This is a genomic window from Burkholderia sp. ABCPW 14, assembly GCF_001523835.1.
GTDB lineage: Bacteria > Pseudomonadota > Gammaproteobacteria > Burkholderiales > Burkholderiaceae > Burkholderia > Burkholderia mayonis.
In genome coordinates this window covers 1-15,623 of sequence record NZ_LOVS01000113.1, presented here as the reverse complement: position 1 = coordinate 15,623, position 15,623 = coordinate 1, and the positions used below count along the sequence as shown (strand labels likewise).

Annotated in this window: 20 protein-coding genes and 1 pseudogene; 14 read left to right on the top strand and 7 right to left on the bottom strand. The window is 56.9% G+C overall.

Annotated elements, in window-relative coordinates; all coding sequences use genetic code 11:
* Positions 1-435 precede the first annotated feature (435 nt).
* Positions 436-1,422: a hypothetical protein gene (locus WS62_RS17605; protein WP_066573208.1), complete on the bottom strand. Its 987-nt coding sequence runs from the start codon at positions 1,420-1,422 to the stop codon at positions 436-438.
* A 271-nt stretch (positions 1,423-1,693) separates the two neighbouring features.
* On the opposite strand from WS62_RS17605, the gene WS62_RS17600 reads away from it, so the two are divergent.
* Complete coding sequence (locus WS62_RS17600) at positions 1,694-2,170, top strand: inhibitor of vertebrate lysozyme family protein (protein ID WP_066573206.1); 477 nt, start codon at positions 1,694-1,696, stop codon at positions 2,168-2,170.
* Positions 2,171-2,185: 15 nt separating this feature from the next.
* Here the strand turns inward: WS62_RS17600 and WS62_RS17595 are convergent, their stop codons facing one another.
* Entirely contained in the window at positions 2,186-2,530 is a 345-nt protein-coding gene (locus tag WS62_RS17595) for a hypothetical protein (RefSeq protein WP_231748336.1), read from the bottom strand.
* Positions 2,531-2,579: 49 nt separating this feature from the next.
* Complete coding sequence (gene rpsU, locus WS62_RS17590) at positions 2,580-2,792, bottom strand: 30S ribosomal protein S21 (RefSeq protein WP_066573198.1); 213 nt, start codon at positions 2,790-2,792, stop codon at positions 2,580-2,582.
* A gap of 95 nt (positions 2,793-2,887) precedes the next feature.
* On the opposite strand from rpsU, the gene WS62_RS36585 reads away from it, so the two are divergent.
* Positions 2,888-3,067, top strand: a complete 180-nt coding sequence (locus WS62_RS36585) for a hypothetical protein (protein ID WP_156441032.1) — start codon at positions 2,888-2,890, stop codon at positions 3,065-3,067.
* A gap of 52 nt (positions 3,068-3,119) precedes the next feature.
* Here the strand turns inward: WS62_RS36585 and WS62_RS17580 are convergent, their stop codons facing one another.
* Complete coding sequence (locus WS62_RS17580; protein WP_059469147.1) at positions 3,120-3,404, bottom strand: hypothetical protein; 285 nt, start codon at positions 3,402-3,404, stop codon at positions 3,120-3,122.
* Positions 3,405-4,794: 1,390 nt separating this feature from the next.
* On the opposite strand from WS62_RS17580, the gene WS62_RS38250 reads away from it, so the two are divergent.
* A complete protein-coding gene (locus WS62_RS38250) occupies positions 4,795-5,478 on the top strand; it encodes an AAA family ATPase (RefSeq protein WP_231748335.1) in 684 nt (227 codons plus the stop codon).
* Positions 5,479-5,542: 64 nt separating this feature from the next.
* Entirely contained in the window at positions 5,543-6,850 is a 1,308-nt protein-coding gene (locus tag WS62_RS38245) for an AAA family ATPase (RefSeq protein WP_231748334.1), read from the top strand.
* Positions 6,851-7,035: 185 nt separating this feature from the next.
* Here the strand turns inward: WS62_RS38245 and WS62_RS17560 are convergent, their stop codons facing one another.
* The 3 genes from WS62_RS17560 to WS62_RS34005 all read right to left on the bottom strand — a co-directional run bounded on the left by WS62_RS17560 (position 7,036) and on the right by WS62_RS34005 (position 9,072).
* Positions 7,036-7,611 (bottom strand): recombinase family protein, encoded by a 576-nt coding sequence (locus WS62_RS17560; protein ID WP_066573186.1) that lies wholly within the window; start codon positions 7,609-7,611, stop codon positions 7,036-7,038.
* Positions 7,612-7,955: 344 nt separating this feature from the next.
* On the bottom strand, positions 7,956-8,234 hold the full coding sequence (locus tag WS62_RS36580) for a hypothetical protein (RefSeq protein ID WP_156441031.1): 279 nt from the start codon (positions 8,232-8,234) through the stop codon (positions 7,956-7,958).
* A 1-nt stretch (position 8,235) separates the two neighbouring features.
* Positions 8,236-9,072: a toll/interleukin-1 receptor domain-containing protein gene (locus tag WS62_RS34005; RefSeq protein ID WP_082721057.1), complete on the bottom strand. Its 837-nt coding sequence runs from the start codon at positions 9,070-9,072 to the stop codon at positions 8,236-8,238.
* Between the two features lie 810 nt (positions 9,073-9,882).
* Here WS62_RS34005 and WS62_RS37460 point away from each other — a divergent pair.
* The 10 genes and pseudogenes from WS62_RS37460 to WS62_RS38240 all read left to right on the top strand — a co-directional run.
* Positions 9,883-10,084, top strand: a pseudogene (locus WS62_RS37460) (transposase); the annotation flags it as partial.
* Positions 10,085-10,372: 288 nt separating this feature from the next.
* Entirely contained in the window at positions 10,373-11,269 is an 897-nt protein-coding gene (locus tag WS62_RS17550) for a hypothetical protein (protein ID WP_231748333.1), read from the top strand.
* Positions 11,248-12,183: a hypothetical protein gene (locus WS62_RS17545; protein WP_231748332.1), complete on the top strand. Its 936-nt coding sequence runs from the start codon at positions 11,248-11,250 to the stop codon at positions 12,181-12,183. Before WS62_RS17550 ends, WS62_RS17545 begins: the two co-directional genes overlap by 22 nt.
* Positions 12,184-12,882: 699 nt before the next feature.
* Complete coding sequence (locus WS62_RS17540; protein WP_082721056.1) at positions 12,883-13,605, top strand: hypothetical protein; 723 nt, start codon at positions 12,883-12,885, stop codon at positions 13,603-13,605.
* A 102-nt stretch (positions 13,606-13,707) separates the two neighbouring features.
* Positions 13,708-13,971: a helix-turn-helix transcriptional regulator gene (locus WS62_RS17535; RefSeq protein ID WP_066573178.1), complete on the top strand. Its 264-nt coding sequence runs from the start codon at positions 13,708-13,710 to the stop codon at positions 13,969-13,971.
* Positions 13,971-14,252: a hypothetical protein gene (locus tag WS62_RS17530; RefSeq protein ID WP_066493415.1), complete on the top strand. Its 282-nt coding sequence runs from the start codon at positions 13,971-13,973 to the stop codon at positions 14,250-14,252. The genes WS62_RS17535 and WS62_RS17530 overlap by 1 nt, the downstream gene beginning before the upstream one ends.
* A 361-nt stretch (positions 14,253-14,613) precedes the next feature.
* On the top strand, positions 14,614-14,790 hold the full coding sequence (locus WS62_RS34000; protein ID WP_082721055.1) for a hypothetical protein: 177 nt from the start codon (positions 14,614-14,616) through the stop codon (positions 14,788-14,790).
* On the top strand, positions 14,783-15,040 hold the full coding sequence (locus WS62_RS17525) for a hypothetical protein (RefSeq protein WP_066493416.1): 258 nt from the start codon (positions 14,783-14,785) through the stop codon (positions 15,038-15,040). Before WS62_RS34000 ends, WS62_RS17525 begins: the two co-directional genes overlap by 8 nt.
* Positions 15,037-15,381, top strand: coding sequence for a hypothetical protein (locus WS62_RS17520; RefSeq protein ID WP_066573172.1), 345 nt, complete (start codon positions 15,037-15,039; stop codon positions 15,379-15,381). The genes WS62_RS17525 and WS62_RS17520 overlap by 4 nt, the downstream gene beginning before the upstream one ends.
* A 10-nt stretch (positions 15,382-15,391) precedes the next feature.
* Positions 15,392-15,623, top strand: a 232-nt coding sequence (locus tag WS62_RS38240) for a hypothetical protein (protein ID WP_156441029.1), incomplete at its 3' end; no start/stop codon positions are given.

Sequence of the window (15,623 nt, the reverse complement as noted above, 5' to 3'; positions counted from 1 at the left end):
GGGTGGCGGATCGGCGTGCCGGCGGCAAATGCGGCGCGGGTCGCAGCAGACGGTGGGGGGCGGTCGTGCTCGTCGCTTCGCCGGCGGTGTCCGGAACGGTGGATCGACGCTAATCATCGCAGCAAAGCTTGCGGCCTTGCAAGGCACGCATCGCGCGTGCCAGGCGAAAGGGGATGTCCATGGCGATTCGGGCGAGGCGCTGTGCAGGCTCGCGCGCGGCATCGTCCGAAGGCCGCGTTGCCGATGCGGTCTCGTCGGCCGCGATCAACGGTGCGGCATGACGCGCGTTCGACGGGCGCTCATCATGCCGCCACGCGCGAATCGAAAGCGCATCGCGCGCGCTCGCTCGCGCGTAGGGCGATCGGCGCCGTGGTTTCGCGCCGGCCGCCGTGCGGTCGGCGAGTGGCGGTGACCGGCGCCGTTGCGTCCGGGAGATTATTTGCGCTTGTCGAGCAGCCCGTTCTTTCGGACGACGATGCCGGCCGACGTCACCACGTGCGTCGCCATCAGCAGCTTCAGGTGCGTCTCTTGCCGGTACGGCGGCAGATCGATATACGCATCGAGGTAATGCGAATCCGGCGCGACGACGAACGGCTGCACTTCATGCCCGAGATCCTGCAGACGCTCGACCAGCGCCAGCATGTCGCGCTTCCGATAGAAGACGACGGGCCCGTGATCCAGCGTGCCCTCGTTCGACGACAGATTGAATTCGGTCGTGTGGCACGCGATGCCGCCGTCCTTCAGCGTCTGCTCGACGCTGTCGACGACGAACTGCAGACCCGCCTCGAGCGAGCCGAGGTGCTCGAAGCAGCACGACGACCACGTGAAATCGAAGCCGGTGAGTGTCTTGTCGATCGCGGTCATGTCGCAGATCCGGTACGACACGTGGCGATCGAACTGCTCGTCGGACACGATGTCCGGATAGCGCAGCTGATCGCGCGAGCTGCTGTGCTCGAACGACTTCGTCCAGCCGACCTGCTCGCCGATTTCTTCGGGCGCGTCGGTCGCGACGACCGATACGCCGCGGCTCGCGAAGTATGCGGGCAGCCGTTCGCGCCCGACGCCGAACACGAGCCCGCGCTTGCCGGCGGTCAGCATGCCGGCCTGTTCCAGCTTGTGGATGATGAACGCCCATTCCCAAATCTTGCGATGAAAGCGCGGCTCGATGTTGAGGCGCGCGCAGATTCGTCGATATTCGGGATGCAGGAGATCCGATGCGCTGCAGGTCGAGGCTGACATGAACGGGTGCGTATCCACAGCATCGGCGATGTCGAATCTCGGTACGAACATCTGCTTGCGGAGGCTCGTCTTGACCTGCACGTCGAGCGTTTCCGTCAACTGCTCCACTTGGAATTCGAGCTTCTGGATGCGCGTCAGGAGAGCGGCATGGCTTTCCGTTTGGCTCACGTCGTTGTCGTTCACTTGATGTCGTCCTGGTAATAGTTTTAATTACGCGACTGCCGGGTAATGCCGATTGGAGCAGCGACGATCATAGCGCAAAAGAATACGAATACCGGGCTTTCCGCGGGAGTCGAAGGGGGCGTGGACGCGGGCGTCGGCGGCGATACGGTGCGGGTGTTTATTGCGCGTTTTCACATCGGAAGCGGATGGCCGGCCGCATCCGGGCAACGCGACCGGAACTTGCCGACGGGGCTGACGTCTCATTCGGAACGAATAATCCCGGGGAGCATTCATGATCTTTCATCTCTTTCGTTCGTCCGCACGGGCCACAGCGGTGGCCGTACTGATCGCCGGCGTGGCGGGTCCGGCGGTCGCCGCCGACGAGCCGGCGCCGACTTTCTCCGAGGCCATTGCGCAAAGCGCGAACCGCACCGCGTGGAAGCGGATGCTCGCGAAGGAAACGCGCGTGCCGGGATGGCTCGCGAGCGACAACCGGGTCAGTTCGCCGTACAAGCGCGAGCAGGTCGACGGCGCGCCGTATCTGGTGGGGTGGATGTGCAAGCCGCACGATTGCGCGGCCAACCAGTTCTACGGCGTGATCGACGAAGACGCACACCGGATGTGGGGGATGCTCGTGACGCTGCCGGAGATGCCGGGCGCCTACGACGCGCCGAGCAAGTATGCGAGCTTCCGCTGGTTCGGCAAGCCGGACGAACGGATGAAGACGTATCTACAGGAGCAGTTGAAGCAGGATCCGAACTGGAAGTGACGCGCGCAATGCGGTTCAGACGTGCGTTCGCAAGTACTGCACGCATTTCGCGCGAAGCATCAGCGCTTCGATCGTCGTATTGTCGACGTCATGGCAGCGGAGCTGAAACAGCGGAGAGGCCGAAGGGAGCGCCCGTTCGTCGACGGAGTACATCGAGCGTGCAATTTCGCCGGACGCGCGCGCGAGCCAGATCCGGTCGCGCCAGTCGCATTGGGTTTGCCGCGACGACAGCCACGCACGCATCGATTCGACCAGATAGTCGGGGCGCAACCACCTGCGGGTCAGCGTCCGGGTGACGAGCTGGTTGATCACCAGAAAGCACAGCAAGTCGACGTATCGGGTATGAGTCGGCGGGTGCATGTCGTATCCGGGTTACGCGTCCGGCGCCCGGCCGGACGCCACGGCATCGCTAGTACGGCTTCTTGGGCGGCATCGACCGCTTCAGACGCGCTCGCTGGCGCGCGGCCGCGCTGGCCTTCTTGCGTTTTCGCATCGCAGTCGGTTTTTCATAGCTGCGGCGGTCGCGCAATTCGCGTATCAGGCCAATGCGTTCGATTTCTCTTCGAAAGCGCCTGAGCGTGACGTCGATGGGTTCGTTGAGCCTGGGCGTGATGGTCGTCACAAGTTTCCTTGGCGTGAGTAGGAAGACGGGGCGAAGTGCGTTCGTCGGGGTCGGCACATGATCTTGCCGGCGATGCCGTCCGATTCGAGCTCCGAATGTCCGACGCCGGGCGACAGCGTCCGGACGGCGGTGTACGTCAGGGATGCGCGGTAACGGGATCGGACGTCGTCGAAGGTTTCGGATGGCGGCTTGCCGTCGACCTGCGCGATTTCATTCCGCAGCACGAGACACGAAACCTCGCCGATGAGCATTTCATCGGGCGGGAATCGTGTTAGGCGACTCTCGTCGAATCGAGGTTTTCTGCGGAATGCGAAGAAGTGACGCCGGTCAGCCAGCTTCGGAAAACACCCAGTGCTCGCCTTCGTTCCGGTCGATGATCTCCTCCGCGTACAGCAGCGATGCCCGTCGCGCGTCGCCGGCGTTGGAAAACGGCGAGCGGTCGGCGAGCTTGAAGATGCGGCCTTGGGAGGCGGCTGTTTGCTGCGAGCGCGGACAGATTCGCACGGCGGCGTCGAAGCCTGCTTCGTAGTTGTGGCCGCGGCCCTCTCCGGCGGGCACATGGGGATAGATGAGCGGATGAATTTCGAATCCGCGATACACATGCATGCTCATGGCGAACTCCTGGCGATCGTGAGCAGCGGATCGCGATGATGGGATGGCTTCGGCTTCGTGCGCGTGCGACGCATCGAGCGTCCTGTGCAGCGCTGAGGGCGTCGATTGCGTGAAGAGGCAGCGACGCACGAGGGGAAGGGTGCGACGGACAATCTGAACGTTTGTGCAAGGAACGCAAGCAGATTGACCCATCATACGCGCGTTGGGTGAGTTGTCCAGAAAAAACGAGCGGCGGCGGGCGTGCCGTCGGCTCGCAGCGTTTTGTTCCGGCTGTTTCTTTCCGAAAGCGAATTGGGTCGAATGCGCACTGTCCCGTTACGCCGCTCGCTATGACGATCACGGACGACGTTCGGTCGTCGACCTCCGTGTTTCATGAGCCGACACGTGGGTATGACGTGATTGCCATCGTCCGCAACCGATCGGATATCTATCTCGAGGATCGCGTTACGTATGCTATGAATGCGCCGCAACGGAACGGCTCAATCCCGCCGCACTTTTGGAGAGAAGGTCGACTTGCCGCCTACGTCGAAGAGGAGGGTGTTCGACGCGTACTGCAACTCGCGCGAATGACCGAATGCGCATGATGCGGACATCGTCGTTTGCGGACCGGTTGGCGCCGGCTTCGGTGACGATACTTGCGGGATTCCCGATTCATCAAGGCATCACGTTCGAGTTCGTCCGCAACGCCGACTTCGAAGACGTTTGTTGGTATCTGGAGGGAACAACAGAAATACCGACAGAAATACCAGCAGATTCTCTGGTTGTCACTGGGTGACGTTGGGCGAAGCTGGAGGCAAAAAGGCCCGCCAGACGGGGCTGGGCGGGCATTTTCTGGTGAAGCTTGGGAGACGTTCGGGGCTTGGCTGGTCCCCCGACAGAATTCATATCTCTACGCTGACAAAGAGCTTCGGGCGTCATCTGTACATAGATACCAACAAAAATACCAACAGGCAGCAATGCATAGGCTGAAGGAGCGCGATACACAACATCGTCCGCCGCCGGAAACAAAAAATTCTGGAGAGTTGGAGATAAGTACGTTTTTTCGTTTGTCAGCCTTGTCCGGTAAGGCTTTGACTATCTCCAAGTCTATCTCCAAAACACATATTTCTTGGAGATAACTTTGGAGATACGTGGCTGCGCGGTCGGCGTTTGCTCTGTTGTTCAGCGAAATGCCCGCTGTCTGGAACGTTCCGCGCAAAGGATCTCCCCGCGCCCCCGCTGGCCCGGTCGCGAAGTTGCCCTTTGACGTCTGTTGCTACCTCCTTCAGCGGGGCCGAGCTGCGCTTTGTTAGCCTCGTCACCGAAAGGCTCAGAATCGGTCTTATACTTGTCGTGATCAAAAGAGCAAAGTTTCGTCCTGGTAACGCCAATTGACCAACGGGGTGCCATCGTGAAACTTCGACGTGTAGTAATTAAGAATTTCAGAAAGCTGAGTGATATCGATTTTTCAATATCAAAAAATCTTTCGGTGGTTGTTGGGCCAAATGCGTCAGGGAAAAGCTCTATCTTCGAGGCGATTCGTCTCGCTAAAGCGATTTTATTCCCCCGCGTACATGATGAATTGCGTAACGTGATGGTTGCTTTGGGTGCTACCAGCGCGCATTTTGCGCAGGGAAATTTTCAGTACGATATTTCTGCGTTGGCAGGAGACGCGACAAAGCCTATTTCGATTGCGCTAACGATCGAGTTTTTGGATCAAGAGATTTTGGATCTGCAAGACGCCATTCCACAGGTAACGAAAAACTTGATCGCCGCGCAGTTGGGTCGGCAGCCTAACGATCCCACGTTGGATTTGGTGGCTTATATGTCGACGCCGATCGGGCAGGAGGCTGAGAAAACGGCTAAGAGTGCAGTGGATGAGGCGATTAAAGTAATAACCTCCAGTAAGCGCGTGGAGGTGAGGGTTGAAATTGATTCAAATCGAATCAATGGATCGTCGGCTATTTACAATATGATCATCGGGTATATAGAGCAAAGGTTGTCTCCTGAAAAAACAATTTTTAGTTATTTTCCCGCTGATCGTTCGCTCCCTGTGGGGGGAGATCGTTATTCAAATAGGGCCGCAAGATTTTAAGGCGCAATTAGATAGTCATTTTTCGACGGCGACTGCGAAATATGGAAGGCTAAAGCAAACGGTTGTGAATCGTGCTGTCCTGTCTCGTTTCAATGATATCGATCTTGCGCCGGAATTTAATTCGATCTTTGATGCATTCTTGCCGGGTAAGGAATTCGTCGGGTTGCAGCAAAAACCGACAGGGTTGGTTACGGTTCTGGTGAGGGATAAGCTTTCGGAAAAGGTATTCGACATAGATAGTCTCAGTAGTGGTGAAAAAGGACTGGTTCTCAGTTTTCTTTTGTTCAAAACTTCGCTTGTTCCAGGGTCGATTTCGCTCGTTGATGAGCTGGAGCTTCATTTGAATCCGGCTGTTTGTAGAAAAATTCTTCCGTATCTGGCGGAAAGGGTTGCGAAATCTATGGACTGCCAGTTTATTGTGTCGACACACAGTGCGGAAATAACCCGAGACGCATATGATCGCGATGATGCCGAGCTTTTTCATCTCCGCAATGGGAGCGATATATCACCGATTCTCAGGCAGGACGTGCACGAAGTCGTCGAGGCTATCAGTCTGCTAGGCGTCAGCGCTGAGCAAGCGCTAACGGCTAAGGCATTGATATTTGTTGAGGGCGACAGTGACGTCGATATTCTGCAGGCCGCGTTTCCAGATGCGCTTTTTGGAATTGAACTTCGACCGTTGAAGGGCCGGCAAGAAATCGAGGCGTCAATAATGGCGTTGCAAGCTGCTGAGAAAAAAGGATTGTTGAAGGAGCGGCAAAGTTTCCTTTTTGATAATGATAGAAAGGAAACATCTTTGAAGAGTACTGAGTTGGTGAAGATAGAACAATTGGAGCGATATTGCCTTGAAAACTATCTTGTCAACGAGGAGATTCTGTACGATTTGCTTAGGACACACGCTTCCAATCCGCCGGAGTCGCGTGGAGCGCTATCTAAGCGGATTCGCGAGTTGGCTATCGGTCAACTTGACTCTGTTATAACGGCTGAGATACTCGCTGATTACAGAGGGCTGCGCGTTGGTCTCACCGCGAAAGAGATAAAGGGGAAAAACATTGAGGAGATTGCGAATCTCCAGCTTCAAAAATTGAAGGAGGTTGAGTCGGTGCTGAATTCTCGGACTGCAAATTCGGAATGGGCTCATGAGTTCAAGTGCCGTCACGCTGAAAAGAAATTGGAGCGGGAGCCGATTTGGGAAAACGATTGGAAAAGACTTTGTAGTGGGAAGGTTCTGATGGAGGATATTCAGCGTGAATATACGCTGAACATGGATCTGACGAAGTTCAAATGCTTAGTCGCATCTGGGCTTGCTCGTTTGCAAAAGGACGATATTACAACTCTCAAAGGAATTGTCGATCGACTGCTGCCGGCATAGATTTATCGGGCGATTGAGCGTTGACTTGATGATATCGGAGACGGTGGCAGGGAGCCGCCGTCTGCGATCTATTGGTTTGTGGATGCTCCAAAATATCATGATCCTCCACTATGGATGGGTTCGCGTCGCATTTGCGCTTCGAATGTGAGGGTGTGAGTTACCAGAAAGTCACTTTTGGCAGCCGCTCACACTGCGTCTCGGACGCGCATGATTGTCTGGCGACTGGTGCCATAACGCCTCGCAAGGCTTGCGACGCTCGCGCCCGCGCTGAGTTGCTCGCGAACCTCATGCTGCTGCGGTTTGGTAAGTGCGGATGGGCGGCCCATCGCTTTTCCTTCAGCCTTTGCTCTCGCGATCCCGGCTTGCGTTCGTTCGATCAACAAGTCGCGTTCAAATTCGGCAACGGCGTTCAATACCTGCATCGTCATTCGTCCGGCCGCGCTGGTGAGGTCGACGCCGCCGAGCGCGAGGCAATGAATCCGGATGCCGCGTTCTGCCAAAGCTTCAACAGTTGCGCGGACGTCCATCGCATTCCGGCCAAGTCGGTCGAGCTTCGTCACGATTAACACATCGCCTTCTTCCATCTTGAGAAGCAGCTCGGCAAATCCGGGCCGCTGATCTGCACTAACGCTACCCGAGATACTCTCGGTAACGACTCGGCGCTTGTCGACAGCGAAGCCGGCTGTCTCGATCTCGCGGAGTTGGTTGGCTAGCGTCTGATCGGTCGTGCTGACACGTGCATATGCGAAGGTTCTCGGCATATTGTGCTCTTAGGGTGTTCGAAAAGGGCGTCCGAATCATAACCTATGTACGAACCGGGCGAATGCTTATTTTCGGACATGGTCGCATGCCTATGTCCGAAAGGGAACGGTTTCGGACATGATGCTTGGGTAGGGGGCAGAAGCCGGTGGCCGCCGGATTGGGCGTTGACGGCGTGAATTGAAGGAGTGTCTTATGGGAATGGCATTAACCGACCCGTTGCCGTCATTCGGGTCTCCGCGACGGCAACGTCCGTTCTCAAAGTCTGACCGTCATTCGTTCACGCTGTTCGGCGGTTATTAATGGACATTGCCTTATGAGCAAAAAATGCGCAACGAATTCAATTTCACTGGTTAATTTTCGCTTGCAGCCAATCAATCACTTCTTTTGAATGTCGTCCAAAATAAGGGCTTGTCAAAGTAAAGACCATAAAATTATCTTTTTCATCAAGATAGGGTCTAGCTCTTTCGTAAACTGCCTTGGGTGTCATGTTGGTATGCATTGCATATGACGACTCGGACAGCTTTGCCCAGTTTTTTTCACTCTTTATAATATTTAAGATGGACGTATAAGCTTCGCTGTTTGTCTGTTTGATTAAGTCATAGGTCACGATAAGAACGTTCATCTTAGCCCTCGGCAATTTTCCCAGTTTCTACGGATGGCACCGATCGTTTCGGTTGAAATTCAGCCTCCGGCATCCGCATGCGCATTTTTTCGTATGCCTCCGGAATGCCCGCTTCCAAGCAGAGAAACTTTAGCGGCTTGCGAAGCCTATCAAAGACGCGACGAGATACATCTAAGTTTTGTGGACCGAGAAAAAGCTGAAGCTCCTCTAGTCCCTCCATCAGTTCCATAACAACTCGCGGGGACATTCTTGACGGCCGCTCAACTCGAGCCGCGGTCATTCGCGACAATTCAAGCAATTCTTCTAGAATGTCCCTCTCCGAGCGCTTAACTGGTTTGCCTTCTATGCCGTGATTTTTGAGAATATCGGCAACCTGGTTTTCGAGTTTGGGCCACCACATTTCAAAAACCGCATCCATCACTGCCGTATCAAGGCGCAGATCACCAGAGGAAGAATTAATTGTTAAGACAAGCTTCTTAAAATCTTCTTTCGAAAATTTCGTTGCCTGAAAGCTTGTAAGAGGGCCTTTTATATCGGTTGGCTCCAAATCAAAAAGCAGCGTGCATACATGGCTTTGCTGGATGCTCTTCGAAAGGGCTCCTGCCTCAAACAAGATCCAGGGTTTTTCAGTGTTATCTCGAGTTAGACACACGATCCCTATATTTGAACTCTCTAACTCTTTCGAAATTTCGGGGCCCCATTTAGATCCCTTTTCGATGTCCTCGGGAGTGAAATACGGTTTAACTGATTGCAACGCGGATGGCAACCATCCTCGCAAAGCATCTGCGAGCTTACGGCTAAGCTCCCCACTCCAACTCAAAAAGACTTTCGTTGCCAATTTGCCACCCTCCGTTCAATGATATACCCCTAATATTATTGCGTCGACCCACGATTCCGTCCATTGCGAAATGCAAAAAACGAAGTGGCATTGCATCTGAACGAGGCATTCGACAAACCTGCCACCTTCGCGCGGAGTCGGTCCATAAATGGCCACTTCGGACCGATTGCAGCCAAACGACACCGCGCTGCAAAGCATTGATCGCCGCTTCGGATGATATGACATCAATGATCACAATGGCCGATGATTCGGCGCACATCATCGGTACGCAAGCGGCCGGTAACTGATCCGAGGCAGACACCGGAATGCCCGGCCACGCCTAAAGGCGAACGACGCTTCGTGGCCGGGAGCTGCCGCCGACAATCGGCGACAACTGGCCGGACGGCGAACTTCGAGCAGTCTCGGTCGGGCCGCTGGTAAACTCCGGCAGCCAAAGCAACTTTTCCCGGTCACATGAGCACGGACCCCGCCACCGCACCTGCAACTTGATGCAGAGGTCTTTCTGCCTTATCTGACAGGGCCCTGATCAGAAAGCTACGCTAAAACCTACGCTCGACTTTTTCAGGATCGGCCGTTCCCGACCCGTTTCAGCTGTTGTGCGCGGTACTGCCGACCGTCCTCTAATCGGCGCATCACCGCCTCCCAACTCAATGCCCAATAGGGAGAACGTCAACATTCCCAAGTAAAATTACGCAGAATCACTGAGCCACGTCACGAACTTCGTCCAAAAGCTCTAAAAGACACTAACAAAATGAGTCGATGAGGGGCTGTTAACCCACATCGCACTCTGTTATTCCTTCTTTTTTATCTCTGACGAGGAAACCGATACTTGATGACGCACTGTGGCCACTGATCCAACCGTTGCCGCCGCCGAAGCCACGTCGGGCGTGATATCCAGTGGCGCAAGCCGCTGGACGATCGCGCCGTGCTGACCGGCATCATCTTCGTGCTGCAATCCGGCATTCTCTAGGAAGTGCTTCCGCAGGAAATGGGTTGCGGCTCAGGCATGAGTTGATGGCGCAGACTGCGCGACTGGCAACAGGCAAGTCGCTTGGGATCGGTTTCGTACATCAGCAATCCACCGTTTAGTATCAACCCTTTCGCGTAATCACAACCGGTCGTTCCGGTCCGCTTGTAATCCGACGCGCCTGTTGACCGTGCGCGCCAGAGGACGGGAGGCGCTAGATGCTGCTGCGCGCTGTTTATCGTCCACGGAAATTTTTGCTACAGTTAAACGACGCGAGCGCACACTGAATCTTGCCAGTCCGCCTATAGCCTTCATGCAAATTCGGGGGTTACGTTGAACGAGAACATTCCAGCCGATCTACGAGAAATCACAGATCGACCTCCCGTCTATCGTCTCCTTGGCGTACCGGAAAAAGTCGCCGGGAAGCACCTCAATCACGTGTGGAAAGGTTTGGCCGGCATTCCAGGTGAAGACGAGCCCGCAATTCCAGTAGTCGTCAAATACCTGCCGAATGCTGCTCAGTTGGACATCGAGCTTGCATGCGGCCTTGCATCGCAAGTGCTCAAGCTTCCGGTGCCGAATCCCGGCCTAGTAATCGCCGAGCCTGGCGATTTGCCGGGACGGCCGACCAGCATGCAAGCCAGTAGCGTGGTGCTGTTCGGGAGCCTCTTCCAGCCGCCCGATCCGTTCATGGCGCGCCAAGCGAGCACGGGGGAAATTGGCGAGGAGCATGTTTGGGAAAGCGTCTGCCATAACGATACGGGACGAGCGGGTGCCGCGTGGGACGAATTGGTGGCGAACCCCGATCGACACGCCCAGAATTTGCTTTTTGACGGTGTCAAATGGTGGCTGTTCGATCACAATTTGGCACTAGAGCCGGTAACCAAGCTCTACAAGGCGATTGCTGAGGCCAGTTCACAAAGAAACGTGGTCACGTACACCGCGCGCGTCAATCAGTTACTCGCCCAGTTGGTGAAGCGGCGGCCAGCGGATCATGGTGTCGAAGATGAAGCAGCGAAGTTCGCTCGTCACGCGCAGCGGCTTAAAATGCTGGCGATCGAGATGGGCCGCTGGAAACTCCCGCCCGAGAGGCGGGTAACCGCCACCATAAGGATGGCAGCACTGATCGTCGACCTCATCGCGCTGCGCTTGGAGCCACTTCCGCTATACCTTGCGCAGCGCCTTCAAAAGCCCTCTGCAGAAACGCTATGGAACGACTCGAAGACATGAGCATGTGGGACGCGCCACCGTACTCCGCGAGGGTGGTGCCTATATTGTGGGAACCGAACCATTCGACTGGCGAGAGGTTCGTCGCCATCATTGCAATCAGGTATGAGGCTCCGTCCACGGGTAACGTTTCGACGCATGTGGCGTTCGATCCGCGTCAGCTGCGCGCGATGATAGGCGCAAAGCGCGCAACCTCTGCCCTCGGTATTCTCGAGCATGTGTCGGGATTTATCCATCAGCAACTTCTCGCAGGGGTGGATTTCGATGATCTTCAGTCGCCATTTGACGGTTTTCGCATTGGAAGGCCAACGCGGGTCAGAGGATATTCAGAGCGTCAGGTAGTGGACTCCTCGATCCGGATGCTCTCAGCGTTCGGAACACGCGATACTTACAACGAGTCGGTGGAGGCAATCCAGCGCAACTCAGTTCCGACAAGCCAATTCATTAAATCGCTGCGCGCGGTATTCGCACGTGACGATGAACAACGTCGGATACGCTTTAATCGGCGCGTCCAGTGGCCTGGAACACCAGAGATCACAGTAGATTACGCCCATGGCCAGTGCCTTGTTCAGGTCACGAGCCTTCCACAGTCTCCATCACACTTGATCGCGCTGCAAAAAGAAGCCGAAAGCAAAATACTGGAGCTGGATGTTGCGACATTGCTACTACGACAGGACACGGCGATCGTGTCGCCGTACTTGCTGATTAATACTGAATCAACGTTGCAGCCGATCAACGCAGAGGCCCGACGCCTTGCGACCGAACTGTTGGATCGACTCAAATTCATGAGTTCGCAAAAAGAAATGCGCGTGCTCGAGGCTCGCAGCCCTGAGGACGGCGCGGGCTTGCTGGAAGACCTTCAGGTCCATATCGGCCCGGCGCGGGTCGACACGCTACGTGCTTCTCTGTCTGCTTAAGCAGGACCGGCGCGTCGAAGACAACGCAACGAAGACCGGGTTATTCGCCGAACACAATCCGTGGCGCACCAACAAGGCGTGCCCGATGTAGCTCTATCAGCAGCGAAATCTCGGAGCCATTTTACCGAGGCTCTCTACCAAGCCGCGGCTAACGCGTCTGTGCCCCCCTAGAGAGATAGCTTGCGTTTCGTTTGTGCGTGGTCGGCACTAATCCAGATGCGGCAAACCGTCCTTGTGTTGGACGGCGAATTGGAATCGTTGTGTAGCGTGAAGATCGACATCGCATCTCAGCCACAAAGCGGACGTCCAATGAGCGGCCTTGGTTGACCGCGTCTGGCCGAACTCGGCCCGATTAAGCATCTATGGCCAAGGAGCGGTCCCGGCTAGATATGCCCGCTGTTTCGAATGGGTACCGCGTCGTTTGGCTTTGAACATGGAGTGGCTGGTTAGCCAGCTCGCAGACTCGTGAGAAAATGCCGCCCGTCAAGCCTAGGGCGGCCACCCGAAAACCGGACACCTTCCCCGGCTGGCTTGGCGTTCTCCGTGAAGGGCGCATGCGAAGGGTGTGCGATGAATCAGGATTATTGTTCGTGGGTGCCGGAGCCAGTCCGGCAGGAGTGCGATCGCGTGTGTCGTCTTGCGACGCCCTATTCGCCAAGAGAGGTCGAGGCGGCGAGGCGACTTGCAGCAGATCCCCGGATGGAAGCTTTTTACGGCTCTGCATCTCTTAAATGGGCGTGTGGGTTGAATGCTGACGCGGCGTGGCGGCTATGGTTTCAGGCTGCGCTGTCCGTGACGGACAGAGACGAGAAGGGCCAGCGTGAAGCAGTGGCGCGACAGCGAGAGAATGTGTCGCAGCTCGTTCGCGTGCTTGGCGACGCGCGCGAATTGCTTAACGATATCGAACGGGAACAGGGGCACGCGCCCATTTCGGTGCCACTGGAATTCACGGATATCCTGCATCTGATCGAGGCAACCGCCGCACATCCGGGGATCGTCGAGCCGTATGATCGGGCGCGGTATGAAGAAAATGCACGTCCTCGCCTTGACGAAATACTCAGTTTCAACGGCAGTTCGGCTTGTTTCATTCCATCGGTGGTTCAGGTGTTGACCGGGTTGGAGAGCATCGCATTCGGTTTGGAAGCGGCGCTAGAGAGCCGCCAGACTATCCCGTGGCGTGGGAGCTTCGTGGCCGATCAGCTCACGTCACAAAAATCGAGCGAGGTTCGCACCTACGTCCGAACCGTTGATCGCGCCATGTGGGAAATTCGATGGGAATTCACGAACTCCGATGGTGCGGAATGCTGGCGGCTTCCCGACTCGCTGGTTGCGCTCCAGTGCAAAGTGGCTTTGGGTCTGAACGACCTTGAGGGCTTCGTTGATCGCGTGCGAAAAGGTCGAATGAAGCCGGAAGATTTCTAGCCAGCGGCAAGTCGAAATGTTCCGTGTTCTGATTTTTCGCGATTAATTACGATGCTTCCGCTTCTGCGCCAATGGTGGCGTAGATTTGCTTAGGGAGCACAAATGTCCGCAAAGACTCAATTCGCATTTCAGGCTCCGGCCGGATTGCCGCTCGATGGCTTTTCGCGCTGGGGGGATCTCCGCGCCTTCATTCCTCTGTCCCGCGAAACCGTTCGCCAGCGCGAACTGGAGGGCCGGTTTCCCCGCGCTCGTCGTCTGACGCAGCGCTGCACCATTTGGCCGAATCGCGAAATCCATCGCTGGATCGCTGACCCGTTGAATTATCGTGCCGACGGCGCAGCGTTCGAGATGAAGGAGGGCGCGTAATGGCGAATCTGACAAAGGCGTGTGAGCGCTCGGCAGCGCGTGCGGCCAAGAAGCAAGCAGACGCAGCATTTTACGAAAGCGAGTTGGAGCGCCAGCGCGATCGGTTTGCCGATGCGCACGCGCGAAGCAACGATGAGGTGCGGCGTGAAGCCGCCTCTTGGATTGCCGCAGCAGCGTCGGTTTTCGAGCGTGACGCCGAGCGTATGCCGTCGCGTACAAAGCGTGCCGTCGAGCTGCTCAAGCATGCTGTTTTCATGCTCGATCCGAAGGCCCCGGCGTGACGCGGAACCAACGCTATTTGGCCCCGGCAGTGCGCGGACGGCTTCGGCCTTTTCGCCCCACCTTCTCTGGCGTGTTGCTTGGCGGATTTGCGTTGCGCGGCGGTGCGCGGTATCCTGTGAGCGCCGCTGAAACAGCAGCGAACCGGGGTGACAGCCGGAATAGTTCCAAGGCGGACAGCCGCCTTCGCGCGGTTTTTTTGCGTCCGTACACCTTGCGCCTTCTATGGTCGGGCCTTGGTGGGGGTGCGTTCGCGCACGCCGGTTCCCTTGGACGCCGGTCTGTCAACCCTGCCCTGTGCCCGGCCACCCCGTTTGACAGCGGGAGCCGGGTTCGTCAACCCGTCCAAGGAGGCCGCATCCAATGCGCCAGCCGACGCACGCTCATATCGGGCGGAACGTTCCCCTTATCCATTCGATCATCCGCGCCGCCCTGCGCGACGCAGCCACCGCCGACACGTACCAATCCGCGCTCGATGCGACCGGCGCGGCACTCGTCGCTATCGCAGCGCTCGTGCGTGCGGAGGTGCGGCATGGCTGACGCGCTGTCGATCCACATGAACGACGGCCGCCGCATCGAATTCGCCGGCACGCTCGCGTTGTCTCACTTCGTCGCGAGCCGTGCCATGCACCTCGAATCGCTGCTGCTGGCGTTCGCCGACGACGGCTTCACGACGTTTCAGGACATGAGCGAGGGCGCGCGCGTCAACCTGCTTTGGCTGGTGCAGGGCATGGCGAGCGAGCTGCGCGAGCTGGCCTTTGCGATGACCGATGTCGGAGGTGCGCAATGAGCCAGTACGTCCGAACCGCCGTGATTGAAGGATTCGACAACGCGCCGCCGCTCGACACGGGCGCGCCGATCGAGCTGCAATTCGCCGTCGATCTCGGCGCGATCTGCGCTGACGCATGGCTTGACCTGAAAGGCGACGTGCGACTGCACGACTATGCGGCCCATCAAACAGCGGCCTTTGTGCGCGGGCTGGAAGGCTCGATGCGCGAGGCTGGGGAGGTGGATGCGCATCGCGTCACGGTGAGCCGCCATGCGTTCGCGGCCGGCCTGATGGGACGCGTGCAGCAACACCTGTTCGCGGCGCTCGGCGTCGTCACGTGCGATCCGCGCACGACACACTGAGCGGGCGATCATGGCAACCAAAAACAACAAAGCCACGCAAGCCGCTCGCGGGTCGTTTGCCGGTCAGGACCACCGCACGGAAGCCGTGTCAATGCACACGGCCAATGTCGTCCACCTATTGAGAATTACTGAATCCATGACAACCGATTTTCTGCCGGTGCGTTATACAGTCATCACGCTGAATGGAGGTTCGGTTGATGGCCAAAATGGACGAAGCTACGCGCAAGCGGGTGCGTGCTGGT

Coding starts and splice junctions, on each gene's coding strand:
- WS62_RS17535 (WP_066573178.1), top strand. CDS start 13,708: ATGTCCGCAAAGACTCAATTCGCATTTCAGGCTCCGGCCGGATTGCCG.
- WS62_RS17540 (WP_082721056.1), top strand. CDS start 12,883: ATGGAAGCTTTTTACGGCTCTGCATCTCTTAAATGGGCGTGTGGGTTG.
- WS62_RS17595 (WP_231748336.1), bottom strand. CDS start 2,530: ATGCACCCGCCGACTCATACCCGATACGTCGACTTGCTGTGCTTTCTG.
- WS62_RS17520 (WP_066573172.1), top strand. CDS start 15,037: ATGAGCCAGTACGTCCGAACCGCCGTGATTGAAGGATTCGACAACGCG.
- WS62_RS17525 (WP_066493416.1), top strand. CDS start 14,783: ATGGCTGACGCGCTGTCGATCCACATGAACGACGGCCGCCGCATCGAA.
- WS62_RS17530 (WP_066493415.1), top strand. CDS start 13,971: ATGGCGAATCTGACAAAGGCGTGTGAGCGCTCGGCAGCGCGTGCGGCC.
- WS62_RS36580 (WP_156441031.1), bottom strand. CDS start 8,234: ATGAACGTTCTTATCGTGACCTATGACTTAATCAAACAGACAAACAGC.
- WS62_RS34000 (WP_082721055.1), top strand. CDS start 14,614: ATGCGCCAGCCGACGCACGCTCATATCGGGCGGAACGTTCCCCTTATC.
- WS62_RS17545 (WP_231748332.1), top strand. CDS start 11,248: ATGGAACGACTCGAAGACATGAGCATGTGGGACGCGCCACCGTACTCC.
- WS62_RS17580 (WP_059469147.1), bottom strand. CDS start 3,404: ATGAGCATGCATGTGTATCGCGGATTCGAAATTCATCCGCTCATCTAT.
- WS62_RS36585 (WP_156441032.1), top strand. CDS start 2,888: ATGTCCGACGCCGGGCGACAGCGTCCGGACGGCGGTGTACGTCAGGGA.
- WS62_RS17560 (WP_066573186.1), bottom strand. CDS start 7,611: ATGCCGAGAACCTTCGCATATGCACGTGTCAGCACGACCGATCAGACG.
- WS62_RS17600 (WP_066573206.1), top strand. CDS start 1,694: ATGATCTTTCATCTCTTTCGTTCGTCCGCACGGGCCACAGCGGTGGCC.